Genomic DNA, 14595 nt, shown 5'->3' with positions numbered 1-14595 from the left:
CGGTCACCCGGCCCGCCCGGCCCCGGTGGGTCGGGGCCGGGCGGGCGGCCCGTTCGCGGAACGCGGTGTTCCCGGCCTTGCGCGCTGTGTGGAAGAACGCTTGGCCACACACGGCCATCCGGTGAACGCTATGGGGCATTCATTGAGATCCGGTTATCGGATAATAGGATGCGGCGCCCTCGCCTCCTTGTATGGGCGTGTTTCCGGGGACACCCGGCCCGGGGCGCGCGATTCCCGAACCGGAGGGCGGTTTCGAGTGCCAAGGGCGGCATCCGAATCGCCGCAGACTTGGTTAGGCTGTGGCCTGGCCTATCTATTGGTCGAACGCCGATCGCCGGAGAACTCTGACCTCGTTTTCCCCGACCGGACGACCAGAACAAGGGAAGGGGGCGGTGTCGCGTGGATCGCTGCGCGCTGTTCGTGGACGCCGGCTACCTCCTCGCCGACGGCGCGATGGCTGTGCACGGAACCCGCAACCGCGATTCCGTGTCATGGGATTACGCGGGTCTCGCCCGTCTCCTCAACGAGGTGGCGCGTGACCGCACGGGTCTTTCGCTGCTGCGGTGCTACTGGTACGAGGCGACGGCCGACGGCCGCCGTACTCAGGAGCAGGACGGCATCGCGGACATCCCCGGGATAAAGTTCCGAGCTGCGCGTATCCGTCCAGGCAGGCGGGAGGGTGTTGAAAGCTATGTGCAACGGGACCTGACGACGCTCGCGCGTACAGGGGTGCTGTGCGAGGCGATCCTTGTCAGTGGGGACGAGGACATGGCCCAGGTCGTGTCGGACGTCCAGGACCTCGGTGTCCGGGTCACCGTCATGCACATTTCCGTCGAGGGCAACTGGACCATCTCGCGGGCGCTGCGCCGCGAGTGCGACGACCTAATCGAGATCGGCGCCGGTCACCTGCGCCCGTATGTGAACCTGCTCTCGGGCGCCGGTGCCGAAGGCGAGGCCGCGCAGTCCGTACCGGCCGCCCCGCTCAGCAACGGCCAAGGGCACACGGCGGCGAACGTTACACGGCAACCCGTCACAGCACACGCCGGGGCTTCGCGGGTGGAACCGGCGACCACGTCCTCCGGCGGGCTTGAGGCGATGTTCGCGAACACCGGTGGGCAGCAGCCCATGAGCGGCAACGCCATGGACCAGTTGCGGGCGATGCAGCAGAGCCTCGCCCAGCACAGGGGCGGCGACCACCTCGCTCCGCAGGAGCCCGGTTCCGGGAACGCGCCGCGGTCGAACAACTCGGGCCCGATCGACGCGAACGGGTTCCCTTCGGGCGGTCAGACACCTCCGCAGGCGCAGAACACCGGGGCGCATCCGGGGATGGCGGCCAACCCGCCCACCGGTCCCAATCCGGCGTTCGGCAATCCGCCCACCGGAGCTCACCCCAGTATGCGCGGCCCGGCTCCTGAGGGGTACGGTCCCCCGCAGCCGCAGAACCGGCCGGCCCCGCCGCCTCCACCGCAGCACCAGACGGGCGCGCAGCACCCTCCGATGATGGGAGGCGGGCAGCCGCCGCAGTACGAGCAGCGCGGGCAGCCGCCGCCCAGAAACGCGCCGCCACCGGATCCCAGATACGGGCCTAATACAGGGGAGAACCCGGGGTTTGGAGGTAACACCGGCCCAAACCCTACTTTTGGGGCCAGTACGAAGGCTGAAGCCAGCTTCAGGAATGCTCCCGGACCCCGCGAGGGATCCGGGACCGCTACTGGCCCCCACCCCGATCCAAGGGTCCAGCACGGCCCTTACACCGACCCGACGCCGAGTGTGGGGTACATCCCTCCCGGAGCGTCGGTGGCCCGCACGATCGAAGACGCGGTGCATGTCGCGCGCCGAGAGGGGAACGACTTCGCCGAAGCGATAGCGCGTGACGCACCGGCCCTGTGGTTGGAGGCGGTGCTGGCCCGCAGACCCAGACTGCCTTCCGACCTGGAGGCGCGGTTGCTGCAGGGCTCGGCGCTGCCGGTCGATTTCCTGCTGCGTGACGAGGTCCGCCAATCGCTGCGGCAGGGGTTCTGGGACGCTCTGGAACGCGCTCGGACCTAGCGGCCGGGACGCGCCGTGTGGCGGCGAGGACGCAGGGAGGGTGACAGTGACCCGCGTGACGACGGCCGATCTTGATCGGCTGGAATTCCGAGCCGTGCAGTCCGGTGACCACGTCGATGTCGCCCAGGAACTCCTCGACCTGGCCAACAGTGTCGACGCCGACAGCGAGATCTCCCGGGCGGAGCTCTTCGTCCGCGCCGGTGAACAGTGGGAGATGGCCCAGGAGTACGAACGCGCCTCCGCCGCCTACCAGCGTGCGATCGACGACGGCGGCGTGACCATCATCGACGCCCGCGCCCTGCTGGCCGGCGCCCTCCTGGAGCTCGACCTGATCGACGCCGCCTACGGGCAGCTAGAGCACATGCGGGTCGAGGGTCCGCGCAACCTGCCCACCTACATCCACATCGCCGAGACCCTGCAGGCCCACGGCGACCTGGAGGGGGCGCACAGCTGGGCGACCCTCGGCGTGCAGCGATTCCGGCACCAGGACGTCACCCCCTACATCCACGATCTCCTCACAGAGCTCTTACGGTCGCGTTTCCGGATCCGGATGGATCTGGGGCTGAAAGAGGACGCGCTCGACCGGCTGCTCGACGACTGAGCGGGGCCGCGGGAAGACCCGCGCCGGGGCGCGGTCGGCGGGGTTCACCTCGGACGCATGGGCCGCGCCCTGCGTATCACGGACCGCGGCGCGCTGTCAGCGGATTCCCGGGTGACACACGCCTATCTTGCGATGTTCACTGCCCTTCGACACTAGATGTAGTATCGCTTCCGCTGGTGGTTCACCAAGGGCACGCCCCGCGGTGAGGCAAGAGGGAACCCGGTGCGAGTCCGGGACTGCCCCGCAGCGGTGAGCGGGAACGAACAGCGGCGCGAACGACGCACGTGAGCGCGCTTCCGAACGCCGTCATCAGGCACTGGGCGCCACGCCACGGCCCCGGGGAGCGACGGCCGGTAGGCCCGGCCGGATTCCGGCCGCAGCCGCCCGCGAGTCCGAAGACCTACCACCAGTGCGCGCCGGGCGCGCATGAGAAGCGGGGCCTCGAGGGTGGGCCGCCGTGAAGCAGAGGGACCTCCGGCCACCGGACCGGCACGGCCGGCGCCGCGCTTCGCCCTTCTTCGCACGGTACACACCTCGAAGCCCCGACCGGTTTTCCGCACTACCTGGTTGGAGCCACGATGACCTTCGACACCGATGTCGCCTCGGCAGAGCCGGCGTCCGCGAACCCTCCCGCCGATCCGATGGAGCGGGTTGCTCTGCTGGTCGGCGAAGCGTGCGCGGGACTCGCGGGGGTGTCGGAGGAGGCGGTTCTCGCCGAGACCCGGCGCAACCTCTACCCGGGAATCCTTTCCGAGGAGCTGGAACTCGCGCTGGTCATGGCGGCGCGGTCGTTCGTCGAGACCGACCCCGGCTACTCCCACGTCGCCGCGCGGCTGCTGCTGGACAAGCTCCGCCGCGAAGCCCTGACCTTCCTCTCCGGCCGCCCCGACGAGGCCGGGCAGGCCGAGATGGCCGGACGCTACCCCGACTACCTGGTGTCCTATGTCGAGCGCGGCGTGCGGCTCGGCCAGCTCGACCCCGAACTCGCGAAGTTCGACCTGGCCCGTCTCGGCGCCGCGCTGCGCCCGGAGCGCGACCTGGAGTTCAACTACCTCGGCCTGCAGACCCTGTACGACCGCTACTTCCTGCACAGTGAAGGAACCCGGTACGAGCTTCCGCAGGCGTTCTTCATGCGGGTGGCCATGGGCCTCGCACTGCGGGAGGACGACCGCGAGGCGCGCGCCGTCGAGTTCTACGAGCTGCTCTCCTCCTTCGACTTCATGTGCTCGACGCCGACGCTGTTCAACTCCGGGACCCAGCGCGCCCAGCTCTCCTCGTGCTTCCTCACGACCGTTGGCGACGACCTGCACTCGATCTTCCACGGCATCAGCAACAACGCGCTGCTGTCCAAGTACTCCGGCGGCCTCGGCAACGACTGGACACCGGTGCGCGGGATGGGTGCCCACATCCGTGGGACCAACGGCAAGAGCCAGGGCATCGTGCCCTTCCTGAAGATCGCCAACGACACCGCCGTGGCCGTGAACCAGGGAGGCCGGCGCAAGGGCGCCGTCTGCGCCTACCTGGAGACGTGGCACATCGACGTCGAGGAGTTCCTCGACCTGCGCAAGAACACGGGGGACGAGCGCAGGCGCACCCACGACATGAACACCGCCAACTGGGTGCCCGACCTGTTCCTGCGGCGCGTCGAGGCCGATGCCGAGTGGACGCTGTTCTCCCCGGACGAGGTCCCCGATCTGCACGACCTCTACGGAACCGCGTTCGCCGAGCGGTACGAGGCCTACGAGCGGGCGGCCGAGGCCGGCGGGATCAAGGTGTGGCGCCGGGTGCGGGCGGTGGACCTGTGGCGGCGCATGCTCACGATGCTGTTCGAGACCGGCCATCCGTGGATCACCTTCAAGGACCCGTGCAACCTGCGCTCCCCGCAGCAGCACACCGGTGTGGTGCACTCGTCCAACCTGTGCACCGAGATCACCCTGAACACCAGCGCCGACGAGGTCGCCGTGTGCAACCTCGGCTCGGTCAACCTGGCCCGGCACGTAACGGAGGAGGGCATCGACGCCGCGCGGCTGCGCCGCACCGTCCGTACCGCTGTGCGGATGCTCGACAACGTCATCGACGTGAACTTCTACACGATCCCCGAGGCGGAGCGCGCCAACATGCGGCACCGCCCGGTGGGGCTGGGCGTCATGGGCTACCAGGACGCGCTGTTCCAGCAGCGCCTTCCGGTCTCCTCCCGGGAGGCGGTGGAGTTCGCCGACGAGAGCATGGAGCTGATCTCCTACCACGCGATCACGGCGTCGATGGAGCTGGCCGCGGAGCGCGGGACGTACGAGAGCTTCGACGGCTCGCTGTGGAGCAAGGGCGTGTTGCCGATCGACTCGCTGCGCGCACTCGCCGAAGCCCGCGGGGGCGACCTCGACGTCGACACGACGGAGCGACTGGACTGGGAGACCCTGCGCACTCAGGTGCGCACCGTGGGAATGCGCAACTCCAACGTCATGGCGATCGCCCCGACGGCGACCATCGCCAACATCACCGGTGTCGGCCAGTCGGTCGAGCCGATCTACCGCAACCTGTACGTGAAGTCGAACATGTCCGGTGACTTCACCGTGGCCAACCCCTACCTGGTCCGCGACCTCAAGGATCGGGGCCTGTGGGACGAGGAGATGGTCGCCGAGCTGAAGCTGCACGACGGCAGTCTCGGGCGCGTCGACCGGATCCCCGGCGACCTCAAGGAGCTGTACGCGACGGCCTTCGAGATCGACCCGTCCTGGCTGGTCGACGCGGGGTCGCGGCGGCAGAAGTGGATCGACCAGGCGCAGTCGCTGAACCTGTACATGTCCGGGCCCAGCGGTCGCAAGCTCGACGAGCTCTACCGCCGCGCCTGGCGCAAGGGACTCAAGACCACCTACTACCTGCGTTCGCAGAGCGCGACCCACGTGGAGAAGAGCACGCTCAAGGGCACCGACGGCCGGCTCAACGCGGTCGCCGCGGCACCGGCTCCGGGCGTCTCCGCCGCTTCGCCCGCGCCGAGCCCCTCGGCGGTCCCGCCGGCACCCGACTCCGACGCGGGCGCCGCCTGCTCCGTCGACGACACCGACTGCGAGGCCTGCCAGTAGGGCGGCACACCCGCCGCGCACACCCCACGCACGCCGGGGCGGCGCCGGGAGCCCCCGCGCCGCCCCTGACCGCGAAAGAGCTGATTACCCTTTATGACCAGCGTTTTCGACCCCGATACCACCGGCCTCGGCGAGATCCGGCGGGACGCCGACCGGGTCAGCGTCGACGACAAGGCGATGATCAACTCGCGCGCCGACGTCAACCAGCTGCTCCCGCTCAAGTACCACTGGGCCTGGGACAAGTACATCGCCGGCTGCAACAACCACTGGATGCCGACCGAGGTCGCGATGCAGGCGGACATCGCGCTGTGGAAGTCCCCCGATGGCCTCAGCGAGGACGAACGGCTGATGCTCAAGCGCAACCTCGGCTTCTTCGCCACGGCGGAGTCCCTGGTGGCCAACAACATCGTGCTGGCGGTGTACCGGCACCTCACCAATCCCGAGTGCCGCCAGTACCTGCTCCGCCAGGCGTTCGAGGAGGCCGTGCACACGCACACCTTCCAGTACATCTGCGAGAGCCTCGGCCTGGACGAGGGCGAGCTGTTCAACATGTACCGGGAGATCCCGTCCATCACCGAGAAGGACACCTGGGCGCTGCGGTACACGCAGAACCTGGAGAACCCGGACTTCAGCACCGGCACCCCCGAGGCGGACCAGGCGTTCCTGCGCGACCTGGTGGCGTTCTACGTCGTCTTCGAGGGGATGTGGTTCTACACCGGGTTCGCCCAGATCCTGTCGCTGGGGCGGCGGAACAAGATGGTGGGCATCGCCGAGCAGTACCAGTACATCCTGCGTGACGAGTCGATCCACCTGAACTTCGGCATCGACGTGATCAACCAGATCAAGATCGAGAACCCGCACCTGTGGAGTGAGGGGTTCCAGGCCGAGGTGCGCACCATGCTCGCCGAGGCGTGCGAGCTGGAGGTCGCCTACGGGCGCGAGACGATGCCGCGGGGGATCCTCGGCCTCAACGCCGGGCTGTGCGAGCAGTACATGCGCTTCATCACGGACCGGCGCGCCGAGCAGATCGGCCTGGCGCCGATCTTCGGTGAGACGGAGAACCCGTTCCCGTGGATGTCGGAGATGATGGACCTGAAGAAGGAGAAGAACTTCTTCGAGACCCGGGTGATCGAGTACCAGACCGGCGGCGGCCTCGACTGGGACTGACCGGGAAGACCCGCTCTCCTCCCTCATCGTGGAGGGAGGGGGCGGTTCCGGGAGGAGTCCGGGAGTTATCGGGGTTCTCCCGGCCGGCGCCCTGCTTCCGGTAGGGCGCCGGCGGTTCGTCCAGCACCGCCACGGGTGAGCGCGGGCGATGGGTTCAGGGCTACCTCGGCTTGTCAGTGTTGCCAGTTGGTGGGGACGAGCAGGGATTCTGCGGCGAAGGCCGGCCGGAGTTCGGCGTGCCACCGCCGCAGCGTTGGGCAACCGGTCTCATACCAGGCCGATGCGAAGCGGGCGGCCTCAGTGCCGAGAGCGGAATCGGTGTGCAGGACGGAGCCGTCGCGGCGCACCCATGCGGCGCGGTGGTCCTCGGTGACGATGGCGCAGAACCCGCCCCAGGGGTCGAACTCGGGATGGTCGAGGTAGGCGCGGGTGGTGCGGGAATCGTTCGCGCCGAGGTAGAACCACAGGTCGTTGTAGGCACCGGTCTCCAGGGCGGGAAACACCTCGGGGAGGTGGCCGGGCTCTCCGGTGATTTTGGCGCCGGGGCGGCCACTGGCCTCGGGTGGGCGCAGCGGGCCGACGGCGGTCATGAAGTCCGACCACAACCGGGGATAGACGGTTTTGCCGGGGCGCATTGCCATGGTCGGGTGCATCCCGCCGTGCGCGATGGGGGCGAGGATCAGCCCGTCGTCGGTGAGCCGGTCGAACCAGGCCGGTGGGATGCCGGCGATGCCAACGGTGACGATGATCCGGTCGAAGCGTCCGGACTCGGCGGTCGGCCCGCCGTAGCCGTCGGCGTAGACCACGCGAACCAGATCATCTATGCCGAGCCGGCGGATGGATTCCGCAGCACCGGCCGCAGCGACATCACCCGCTTCAACGGTGACGACCTCGGCCCCGGTGATGGTCGCGATGAGCGCCGCATTGTACCCGGTGCCGGCCCCGATTTCCAAGACCCGCATGCCCGGGGAGAGGTCGAGTTCTTCGAGCATGGGGCCCATGATCGTGGGCGCGCTGGAGGATGATGCGGGCTCGTCGGAGCGGCTGGGCATGATGGTGAGCAACGAGGCGTCGCTGTAGATGATGCCGAGCACCTCGTCGGGCGGAGGCGAGTCCTGGGGAACGCCGTAGCGCTCGCCGCGGTAGTAGAACGCCTCCACGCAGTGGTGCCGCTGGACCGTGGCGAACGCGCGGTGCACGGCGTCGGTGGTGATGGCGCCCTGGCGGCGTAGCGCGTCGGCGTAGCGGCGGAGCCGCTCGGTCATCTGGTCGGGTGCTGCGGTCACCTGGTGGTCCCCCTAGATCGTGATCGCCGGTGTGAAGGTCGCTCGGGGGTCGTCGGGTTCGACGACGGGCCCGTCCGTCGTTTCCACCCACGCGTGCGAGGCCGGTGGGGGTGAAGAGACCCCGACGACCCACCGCACTCGGGCGCCGCGCATGCGGAACAGCAGCGCAACCGCCACCGACCGCGGCAGGCACCCATGTGGGCTCGCGCACCGCAGACTGACGGTGACCACGGCGGCGTGCGCGGCCTCGGCCGCTGCAGGGGTCGCCGGGGGCACTCCGGCGAGCAGGGCGCGCAGGATGCGGCGGATGCGCACCGGCCGTCCTCGGGTCATGGCCAGGAGCAGCCGGGCCGCGGCGACCGCCACGCACCCGAGTACACGGGCCCCCACGGTGAGGGCGGAGGGGCGTCGCAGCACGACCTGCGGGCTCACGTAGCCGTCTCCGATGTGATGAGCCCGCGCGTGGTCAGGTCGGTGAGCACGGCTTCGGCGTCGCGCCAGGCCCGGTCATCGTCGATGCCGTAGCGGTCACACAGTCGCGTGGCCGCTGCATCGGTGCCGCCGTCGAGCATGGCGGTCAGCACCTCGTAGCCGGAGCGGTTGAGGTGGAACATACGGCCGGTGCGCTCATCGAGCAGCATCGCGCCGTCGTTGGTGGGGGTGAGGGTCACATGGGGGGCGAGTACGGTCATACCGCGGTCTCCCTTGCAGACTCGGTGTGGACGGTACGCGCCCACAGTTCGAGGGCGGCGAGGTCGGTCACATGGCTGGCGGAAGACCGGCCGCGCCCCACCCGGTGAGCGCCCGGCGTAGGATCGCCGGTTCGACCAGCCCGAACTCGGCGAGCAGCGGGGAACGCACCAGGTCGAGCACCGTTCTCCGGTGCTGCGCCCACCCCCGATGTATGTCGGGGGTATAAGACCCTTTGGTGGTGCGGGCGAGCAGCGCCTCGGGAAGCGCGTCGCGCATCGCCTCGACCAACAACGGCTTGAACACCCACGGGTCCGCGCGCTCCCATGGCCGGACGACGAGGCACGCTTCGATGACCGCCCGATCAAAGAACGGGAACACCGGAACCGGCCCGCCGAGCTCGGCCATGGCCTGGCCGTAGGTGGCCGCCGCCGCGGCCGAGGTCCGCACCCGCGCAAGAGCGGCATGAGTGGGCCGGTCGCCCCATGGCTCCGGCGCGGTCTCTACTAGGGCGCCGGCGACCAGGTGCCGGGCATGTCGGCTCGCCCATGGCATCGGCCGCGGGTGGGCCTGCCACGACACTGCGTCCCGGATCGGGCCGACCTCGACGTCGAAGGCCTCGGCCGCCTCCTGTAGCCACCGCTGGTACGGCTGTTCGGTAAGAGCGTGCCGGGCAAGCCGCACGGCTGAGGTGGCGTACAGTGCGGCGTATCCGCGTAGGCGCCGCACCACCCCGCGTCGCCGCTCGCGCAGCAGCGGCCCCAGATTCGCCAGCGGGGCCCCGATCACCTCGTCGCCGCCTTGACCGTTCAGGTGCAGTCGGCTCCGGGCCAGGGTGCGCGCGGTATGCGCGATGCGAGCCGCACCCACTGCAGCGGGCGGCTCATCGCTGCCGTGCGGGACGATGCCGGGAAGGCCGGCGAACAAGGGCGGGGCGTGGTCGAGCACGTCGTGCCATGCGCCGAGGTGGTCGGCGACCAGGCACGCCCACGGTAGATCACCGCTGGCCGCGGACGGGGTCGTCACCAGGCGGACACCATCGGCGCCGACTGCGCTCACGGCCAGTGCGGCCAGCGCTGCGGAATCGAGCCCGCCAGATAGCTCGACTGTGACCGGGCCACCGCTGCGATGCGCCCGGTCAGCGACCGCGCCCTCAAGCGCCGTCCGCAACCCGACGGCCCCCTCCCGCAATGGGGACTCGGCCGGCGGGGGATGCCAGTACCGGGCGGTGCGTGGCACCTGGTCGTCAGCGATCTCGACCCGGTACCCGGCCGGAACCGGGGTGACGGCCTCGAACGGGCTATGTGTCTGGCGAACCGGAACGGGTACCGCCGGGGTGCACATCCGCGCGGCCATCCACACCGGGTCGACCTTGGCCTCGCGCAGGTCGGCGAGCACGCGCGCCCGATCGCTGACAACCGTCGCACGCCCGTAGCGGGTGGTGTAGAGACGGCGCAGACCGGCCGCGTCGCCATAGGCGAGCATGCGCCCTGGCTCGCTCACGGCGAAGTGGTAGCTACCGGGAAGAGTCATCAAGGGGTCATAGTCTCGATGCTCGACTGCCCGGCGTAGGAGTTCGACGAACTCCTGCGGTTCGGCGAGTACGTCACCGATCGCCGCGGCTATCACAGGACCAGCCGCGGCGGTGAGAACGGGGGTGGCCAGCTCGCCGAGGAGCCACGGGCGGCCCGAGGGATGCCGGGCGATGACCGGCCAGTCGGGCTGTTGCTCGATAGCGGGCGCGGCGGCGTCCGGCAGCGCAAGCCACCAACCGCCACGCCCGGGTGAGGGAAACAATGGCTCGCAGACCTCAGACTGGTTGTGACCAGTACCCGGCGCCGTCACCGTCGTCGGCGTGTTCGGAGGCGTACTGACCCCGTGTGATCTCGGTGAAGTCGCCGACCTCGACCACCATCGGGGGCTCATAGGGGGGCGTTGTCGATTCCTGCACGGGGCACCCTTTCTCACTGTCCTATGGGGCTAAACCTGATACCAGGGTCGTCGGTCAGAACCCTCACATAGAGGGGTCTGACCGACTGTGGCCGCGCGGGGGTCTACCAATCGATGGCGCGCTCCACCAGGTGGGTGCGTAGGCTGGTCGCGGTGGCGCCGCACACCGCCCGGCGCTCGGCCTCGACCCGCGCCCCGGCGAGGATTCTCGCCTGCTCCCGGGCCTGCTCCTCCGGGGCGGACAGGCACGGGGCGATGACCTCGCGCACGTGGTAGCACTCGCCGTCGCCGACCTGGTGGACCATCCCGACCACATAGGTGCGGGCCAGTCGGCGCAGCGCGGTCTCGCGGGGCAGCACGTCCCGGAGCCGATAGCGGACCCGCGTTCCGCGGAGGTCAGCCTCGGCCTGGTAGGTGATGCTCTGCCAGTCCTCCTCGACCACGGTGGGGACGACGTCCATCGCGGTCGCCCAGGAGTGGAGTTCGTCGTAGGTGCGGGCCGTGCGGACGTCGATCGCCGGGCTGTCGCCGCGCTGCTGGGGAACCAGACGCAGCGGCGGGCGGCCGGGCTGAATGGTGGTCACTGTGCTGCCTCCCCCCGCAGGAGCCGGTTCACTTCGGCCTTGCGGTAGCGGTGGTGCCCGCCCAAGGTGCGAAGCGAGGACAGCGCGCCGCGCCGGGTCCAGTTCTTGACGGTTTCGGGGTGCACCCGAAAGACCGCCGCGACCTCGGCGGTGGTCAACAACACCTCAGCCTGGTGCGGGGTGCGGGTTCGGGGGTCACGGCTGTACCTCCGCCACCTCGCGCCGGGCCAGCAGGTCGCGGACCAGCGGCGCCAACTCGGCGCGCAGATCGTCGAGACCATCGCCCTGGCGGCGTTCTCCGATTGCGGCGGCCTGTGGGCGGGGGCGATGCGCGGCATCGCGAACGTAGGGACGGATCAGCGCCGCACGAGCAGCGAACACCGGAGCGTGCGGCCCGTAGACGGGCAGCTCCGGCCACGATGGCCGCGCGGGAAGCCCCACCACCAAACGCGCCAACCGAGCCGAAACGCGTTGTCTAGCCGGACGCGTGCTCACTTCGCGAGCCCAGAACAGAAGCGCTGTCAGGGGAACGAGCAGGGACAGTGTGAAGCGCATAGGTATCAGCTCCGTTTGCGACGATGTGCCGCTACGGTGGGAAACAACTAGGTGACGATCATCATGAATCGAAAACTTCTAAATTTCAAGCCAAAGACAGAAAAGATCCCATTCTCGGGTGTGCTCTAGAGTGATGACCCATGCAACGGACGTACAGCCCGTCAGTTCGGCGTAGGCGACTCGCCGCGGAACTTCGCAAAGCTCGTGACCTCTGCGGGTACACAGGCGCCCGCGCTGCCGCGAAGTTGGGATGGCCCCATTCGAAGCTGACGAAGATCGAAGCCGCCAAGCAAGGCGTTAAGCCTGCCGACCTGGTGAAACTGATGGATCTCTACGACGTCAGCGACGCGGACACCCGCGACGCGATGCTCCGGTTAGCGCGAGAATCCAAGGAACGCGGCTGGTGGTGGAAGTACCGAGACATCTTCGGCGACCGAGCCCTGCCCGACTTCGAGGCGGAAGCATCGGGCATTCGTTGCTGGCAGGCGCAGCTCGTCCCCGGCCTTCTCCAAACCCCGGACTACATCGAGGCAGTCTTTCGGGCGGGAAACGCCCGGGAAGATGCTGTCGTGCACCGGCATGTGAAGGGCCGGATCGAGCGCCAACAGATCCTCAATGGCGTGCACCCGCCCCGGTTCTCCGCGATCCTCGACGAAGGTGCACTGCGGCGCCAGATCGGCGGTCGAGCCGTGCTGCTGGAGCAGTTGCAGCACCTTTGCAACATGGCAACGCGCCATAACATTGACCTGCGGGTTCTTCCCTATGAGGCGGGCGAACACCAGGCGTCGAACGGGTCGTTCACGGTCCTCGATTTCCCGAACCCCCTCGACCTCCCCGTGGCGTTCACCGAAACCGTCACGGCTAGCATCGTGATAGAGGAAGAGGCCGAAATCGCCACATACAACGACGTGTGGGCGAACGTCCAAGGAGCGGCGTTGACGCAGGCGAGATCAGTCGAGTTCATCCAGCAGGTGATACGCGGCCTTACCTAGCCTCTTAGGAAGACCTGAGTGATACCCATGATCGACCTGGAGTTCCACAAGTCCTCCTACAGCGGGAACCGGCAGGACTGTGTGGAAATTGCCAAGCATGCCGCGATCGGCGCGGCGGTGCGCGACACCAAGAACCGGCGGCTCGGACACATCGAGATCCCCGCGGCAGAGTGGACGGCGTTCCTGAAGGCCGCAAAGGCTGACAAGCTGTAGTCCTAAACACGAGGGCCCTCACCTGTAGCAAGGTGAGGGCCTCGTGTACCTAGTCGCTTCTTCAAGCAATACCCATCGGGGATGCTATCGCGGCACCGTGCCTTCCACCAGACTCCGCACCCGGTCAGACCTTGCCAGTGCCCCGGCATCCTACGCACGGGCGTTCTGCACGCTTTCCGTCGTTGACGATGGTGGCCATGCCGCTGCCGCCGCACATTCCGCAGTCCTGCTCCTTACCGTGCTTGCCCATTCACACCTGCCCAAGGAGGTTGCCGGGTCGGTCCAGCCAAACATGCTGGCCGTTGGGGGTGACGGTGAGGCCGAAGCGGCCCCGGCCGGGTTCGCCCCACCCCGCCCACGCCAGGTAGGCCGCCTCCGCCTCGCTCCACAGGTCGCGGGGGCCGCGCTGGGTCACCTCGGCGTCCCCTCCCTCGCCGGAATGGACCGCGAGGGCGTGGGACTCGCTGAGCAGGTGACGCAGGGCCAGCCGGTGGGAACCGCCGGGGTGGTCGGCGCCGTTGAGGGACACCCCGGGCAGCATCCCCGCCAGTGCGAGCCGCAGCCCGTCCCCGGCGCGGGAGAGCCGCCGCGGGTCTACCCGAGGTGTGCTTTCGCGCGCTTCGCCTTCGATCGGGGGGTGCGTAGGGCGTTGGGCGCGCAGCATCATGTAGGCGCACTCGCTGTGGAACCGCCCGATGGCCTGTTCACCGGCCACAGTGAGCGTGGCCTTGTGTCCAGCGCCGAGCGCGCCGTGCATCCATGGCAGTGCGATCACCCCGCCGGGGCGCGTCTGCTCCACCCACGCGTAAGGGATGGTGACCGCGCCGCAGGTGACGTGCACGCGGTCGTATGGGGCGTTCTCGGGCCAACCATGGGCGCCATCGCCTACGACCAGGGTCGGGGAATACCCGGCGCGCTCCAGGTTCGCCGCTGCCTGCTTGGCGACCTGCTCGTCCACCTCGACCGTGGTGACCTTGTCCGAGCCGAGGCGGGCTGAGAGCAGGGCGGCGGTCCACCCGGTTCCGGCACCGATCTCCAACACCCGGTCGCCGGGGTAGGGGGCCAGCAACCCCAGAAAGTCGAACACCATGCTCGGCGCCGAGCACGAACTGGTGTGATTGATGGTCCTCCACGGCGATTCGTTGGTCAGTTCGGTGGCGCCGTCGTCGATCTGGGTGACGATCGCGCTGTCGCTGTTCACCGTGGACCACCAGGTGTCCGGATCGGCGTTGCGGTCGGTCAGTCCGTGTTGGGTGGTCCAAGCGGTGTCGGGCACGAACAGATGCCGGGGCGTGGCGCGCAGAGCCTCACCCCATTCGTGGCTCGGGGATGCCATGCGGCGATGGTAACTTGGCGATCACGTTGAGTCAGAGTGTGGCCCAGGTTCGGTCAGGCCATGGTGAAGGCACGCCCGGGCCGGACCCGCCC

General features: G+C 68.9%; 15 protein-coding genes and 1 riboswitch. Of the genes, 6 read left to right on the top strand and 9 right to left on the bottom strand.

Translation table 11 applies throughout. The features are described 5' to 3' along the window. The first annotated feature begins 399 nt into the window (after nt 1-399). The 4 genes from VS93_RS16505 (at nt 400) to VS93_RS16490 (ending at nt 6897) form a co-directional block, all read left to right on the top strand. Complete coding sequence (locus tag VS93_RS16505; RefSeq protein WP_046470811.1) at nt 400-2049, top strand: NYN domain-containing protein; 1650 nt, start codon at nt 400-402, stop codon at nt 2047-2049. Nucleotides 2050-2095: 46 nt separating this feature from the next. Continuing rightward, a complete protein-coding gene (locus tag VS93_RS16500) occupies nt 2096-2650 on the top strand; it encodes a hypothetical protein (RefSeq protein WP_046470810.1) in 555 nt (184 codons plus the stop codon). 160 nt (nt 2651-2810) lie between these two features. After that, nucleotides 2811-3072, top strand: a riboswitch (cobalamin riboswitch). A gap of 156 nt (nt 3073-3228) precedes the next feature. After that, nucleotides 3229-5730 carry a ribonucleoside-diphosphate reductase subunit alpha gene (locus tag VS93_RS16495; protein WP_046470809.1) on the top strand — a complete coding sequence of 834 codons (2502 nt, stop codon included), beginning with the start codon at nt 3229-3231 and terminating at the stop codon, nt 5728-5730. Nucleotides 5731-5823: 93 nt separating this feature from the next. Beyond that, nucleotides 5824-6897, top strand: coding sequence for a ribonucleotide-diphosphate reductase subunit beta (locus tag VS93_RS16490; protein WP_046470808.1), 1074 nt, complete (start codon nt 5824-5826; stop codon nt 6895-6897). A gap of 173 nt (nt 6898-7070) precedes the next feature. Here the strand turns inward: VS93_RS16490 and VS93_RS16485 are convergent, their stop codons facing one another. The 8 genes from VS93_RS16485 to VS93_RS29265 form a co-directional block, all read right to left on the bottom strand. Beyond that, nucleotides 7071-8183 (bottom strand): protein-L-isoaspartate O-methyltransferase family protein, encoded by a 1113-nt coding sequence (locus VS93_RS16485; RefSeq protein ID WP_052745802.1) that lies wholly within the window; start codon nt 8181-8183, stop codon nt 7071-7073. Nucleotides 8184-8195: 12 nt separating this feature from the next. Further along, nucleotides 8196-8615: a lasso peptide biosynthesis B2 protein gene (locus VS93_RS16480; protein WP_046470807.1), complete on the bottom strand. Its 420-nt coding sequence runs from the start codon at nt 8613-8615 to the stop codon at nt 8196-8198. Beyond that, complete coding sequence (locus VS93_RS16475; protein ID WP_046470806.1) at nt 8612-8875, bottom strand: lasso peptide biosynthesis PqqD family chaperone; 264 nt, start codon at nt 8873-8875, stop codon at nt 8612-8614. Before VS93_RS16475 ends, VS93_RS16480 begins: the two co-directional genes overlap by 4 nt. Before the next feature lie 67 nt (nt 8876-8942). Continuing rightward, nucleotides 8943-10670, bottom strand: coding sequence for an asparagine synthase-related protein (locus tag VS93_RS29790; protein WP_046470805.1), 1728 nt, complete (start codon nt 10668-10670; stop codon nt 8943-8945). Between the two features lie 13 nt (nt 10671-10683). Continuing rightward, nucleotides 10684-10824, bottom strand: coding sequence for a lasso RiPP family leader peptide-containing protein (locus VS93_RS29270; protein ID WP_236700585.1), 141 nt, complete (start codon nt 10822-10824; stop codon nt 10684-10686). Nucleotides 10825-10927: 103 nt separating this feature from the next. After that, nucleotides 10928-11407: a hypothetical protein gene (locus tag VS93_RS16465; protein ID WP_236700584.1), complete on the bottom strand. Its 480-nt coding sequence runs from the start codon at nt 11405-11407 to the stop codon at nt 10928-10930. Beyond that, entirely contained in the window at nt 11404-11571 is a 168-nt protein-coding gene (locus VS93_RS31805; protein WP_046470804.1) for a BldC family transcriptional regulator, read from the bottom strand. The genes VS93_RS16465 and VS93_RS31805 overlap by 4 nt, the downstream gene beginning before the upstream one ends. 31 nt (nt 11572-11602) lie before the next feature. Next, nucleotides 11603-11962 carry a hypothetical protein gene (locus VS93_RS29265; RefSeq protein ID WP_156184878.1) on the bottom strand — a complete coding sequence of 120 codons (360 nt, stop codon included), beginning with the start codon at nt 11960-11962 and terminating at the stop codon, nt 11603-11605. A gap of 140 nt (nt 11963-12102) precedes the next feature. Between VS93_RS29265 and VS93_RS16450 the strand changes: the two genes are divergently transcribed. Then, the gene (locus VS93_RS16450) at nt 12103-12954 is read left to right on the top strand and encodes a helix-turn-helix domain-containing protein (protein ID WP_082126939.1); all 852 of its coding nucleotides are present in this window, start codon (nt 12103-12105) and stop codon (nt 12952-12954) included. Between the two features lie 27 nt (nt 12955-12981). Further along, on the top strand, nt 12982-13167 hold the full coding sequence (locus VS93_RS16445; protein ID WP_046470801.1) for a DUF397 domain-containing protein: 186 nt from the start codon (nt 12982-12984) through the stop codon (nt 13165-13167). Between the two features lie 250 nt (nt 13168-13417). Here VS93_RS16445 and VS93_RS16440 read toward each other — a convergent pair whose 3' ends face one another. Then, the gene (locus tag VS93_RS16440) at nt 13418-14503 is read right to left on the bottom strand and encodes a methyltransferase domain-containing protein (RefSeq protein ID WP_046470800.1); all 1086 of its coding nucleotides are present in this window, start codon (nt 14501-14503) and stop codon (nt 13418-13420) included. Between the last annotated feature and the right edge of the window lie 92 nt (nt 14504-14595).

Origin of the sequence: Allosalinactinospora lopnorensis, assembly GCF_000981225.1 — a bacterium.
In the GTDB taxonomy this organism is placed as follows: Bacteria; Actinomycetota; Actinomycetes; order Streptosporangiales; family Streptosporangiaceae; genus Allosalinactinospora; species Allosalinactinospora lopnorensis.
The sequence above is the reverse complement of the archived record's forward strand: the minus strand, read 5'-3'. Positions and strand labels throughout refer to the sequence as shown.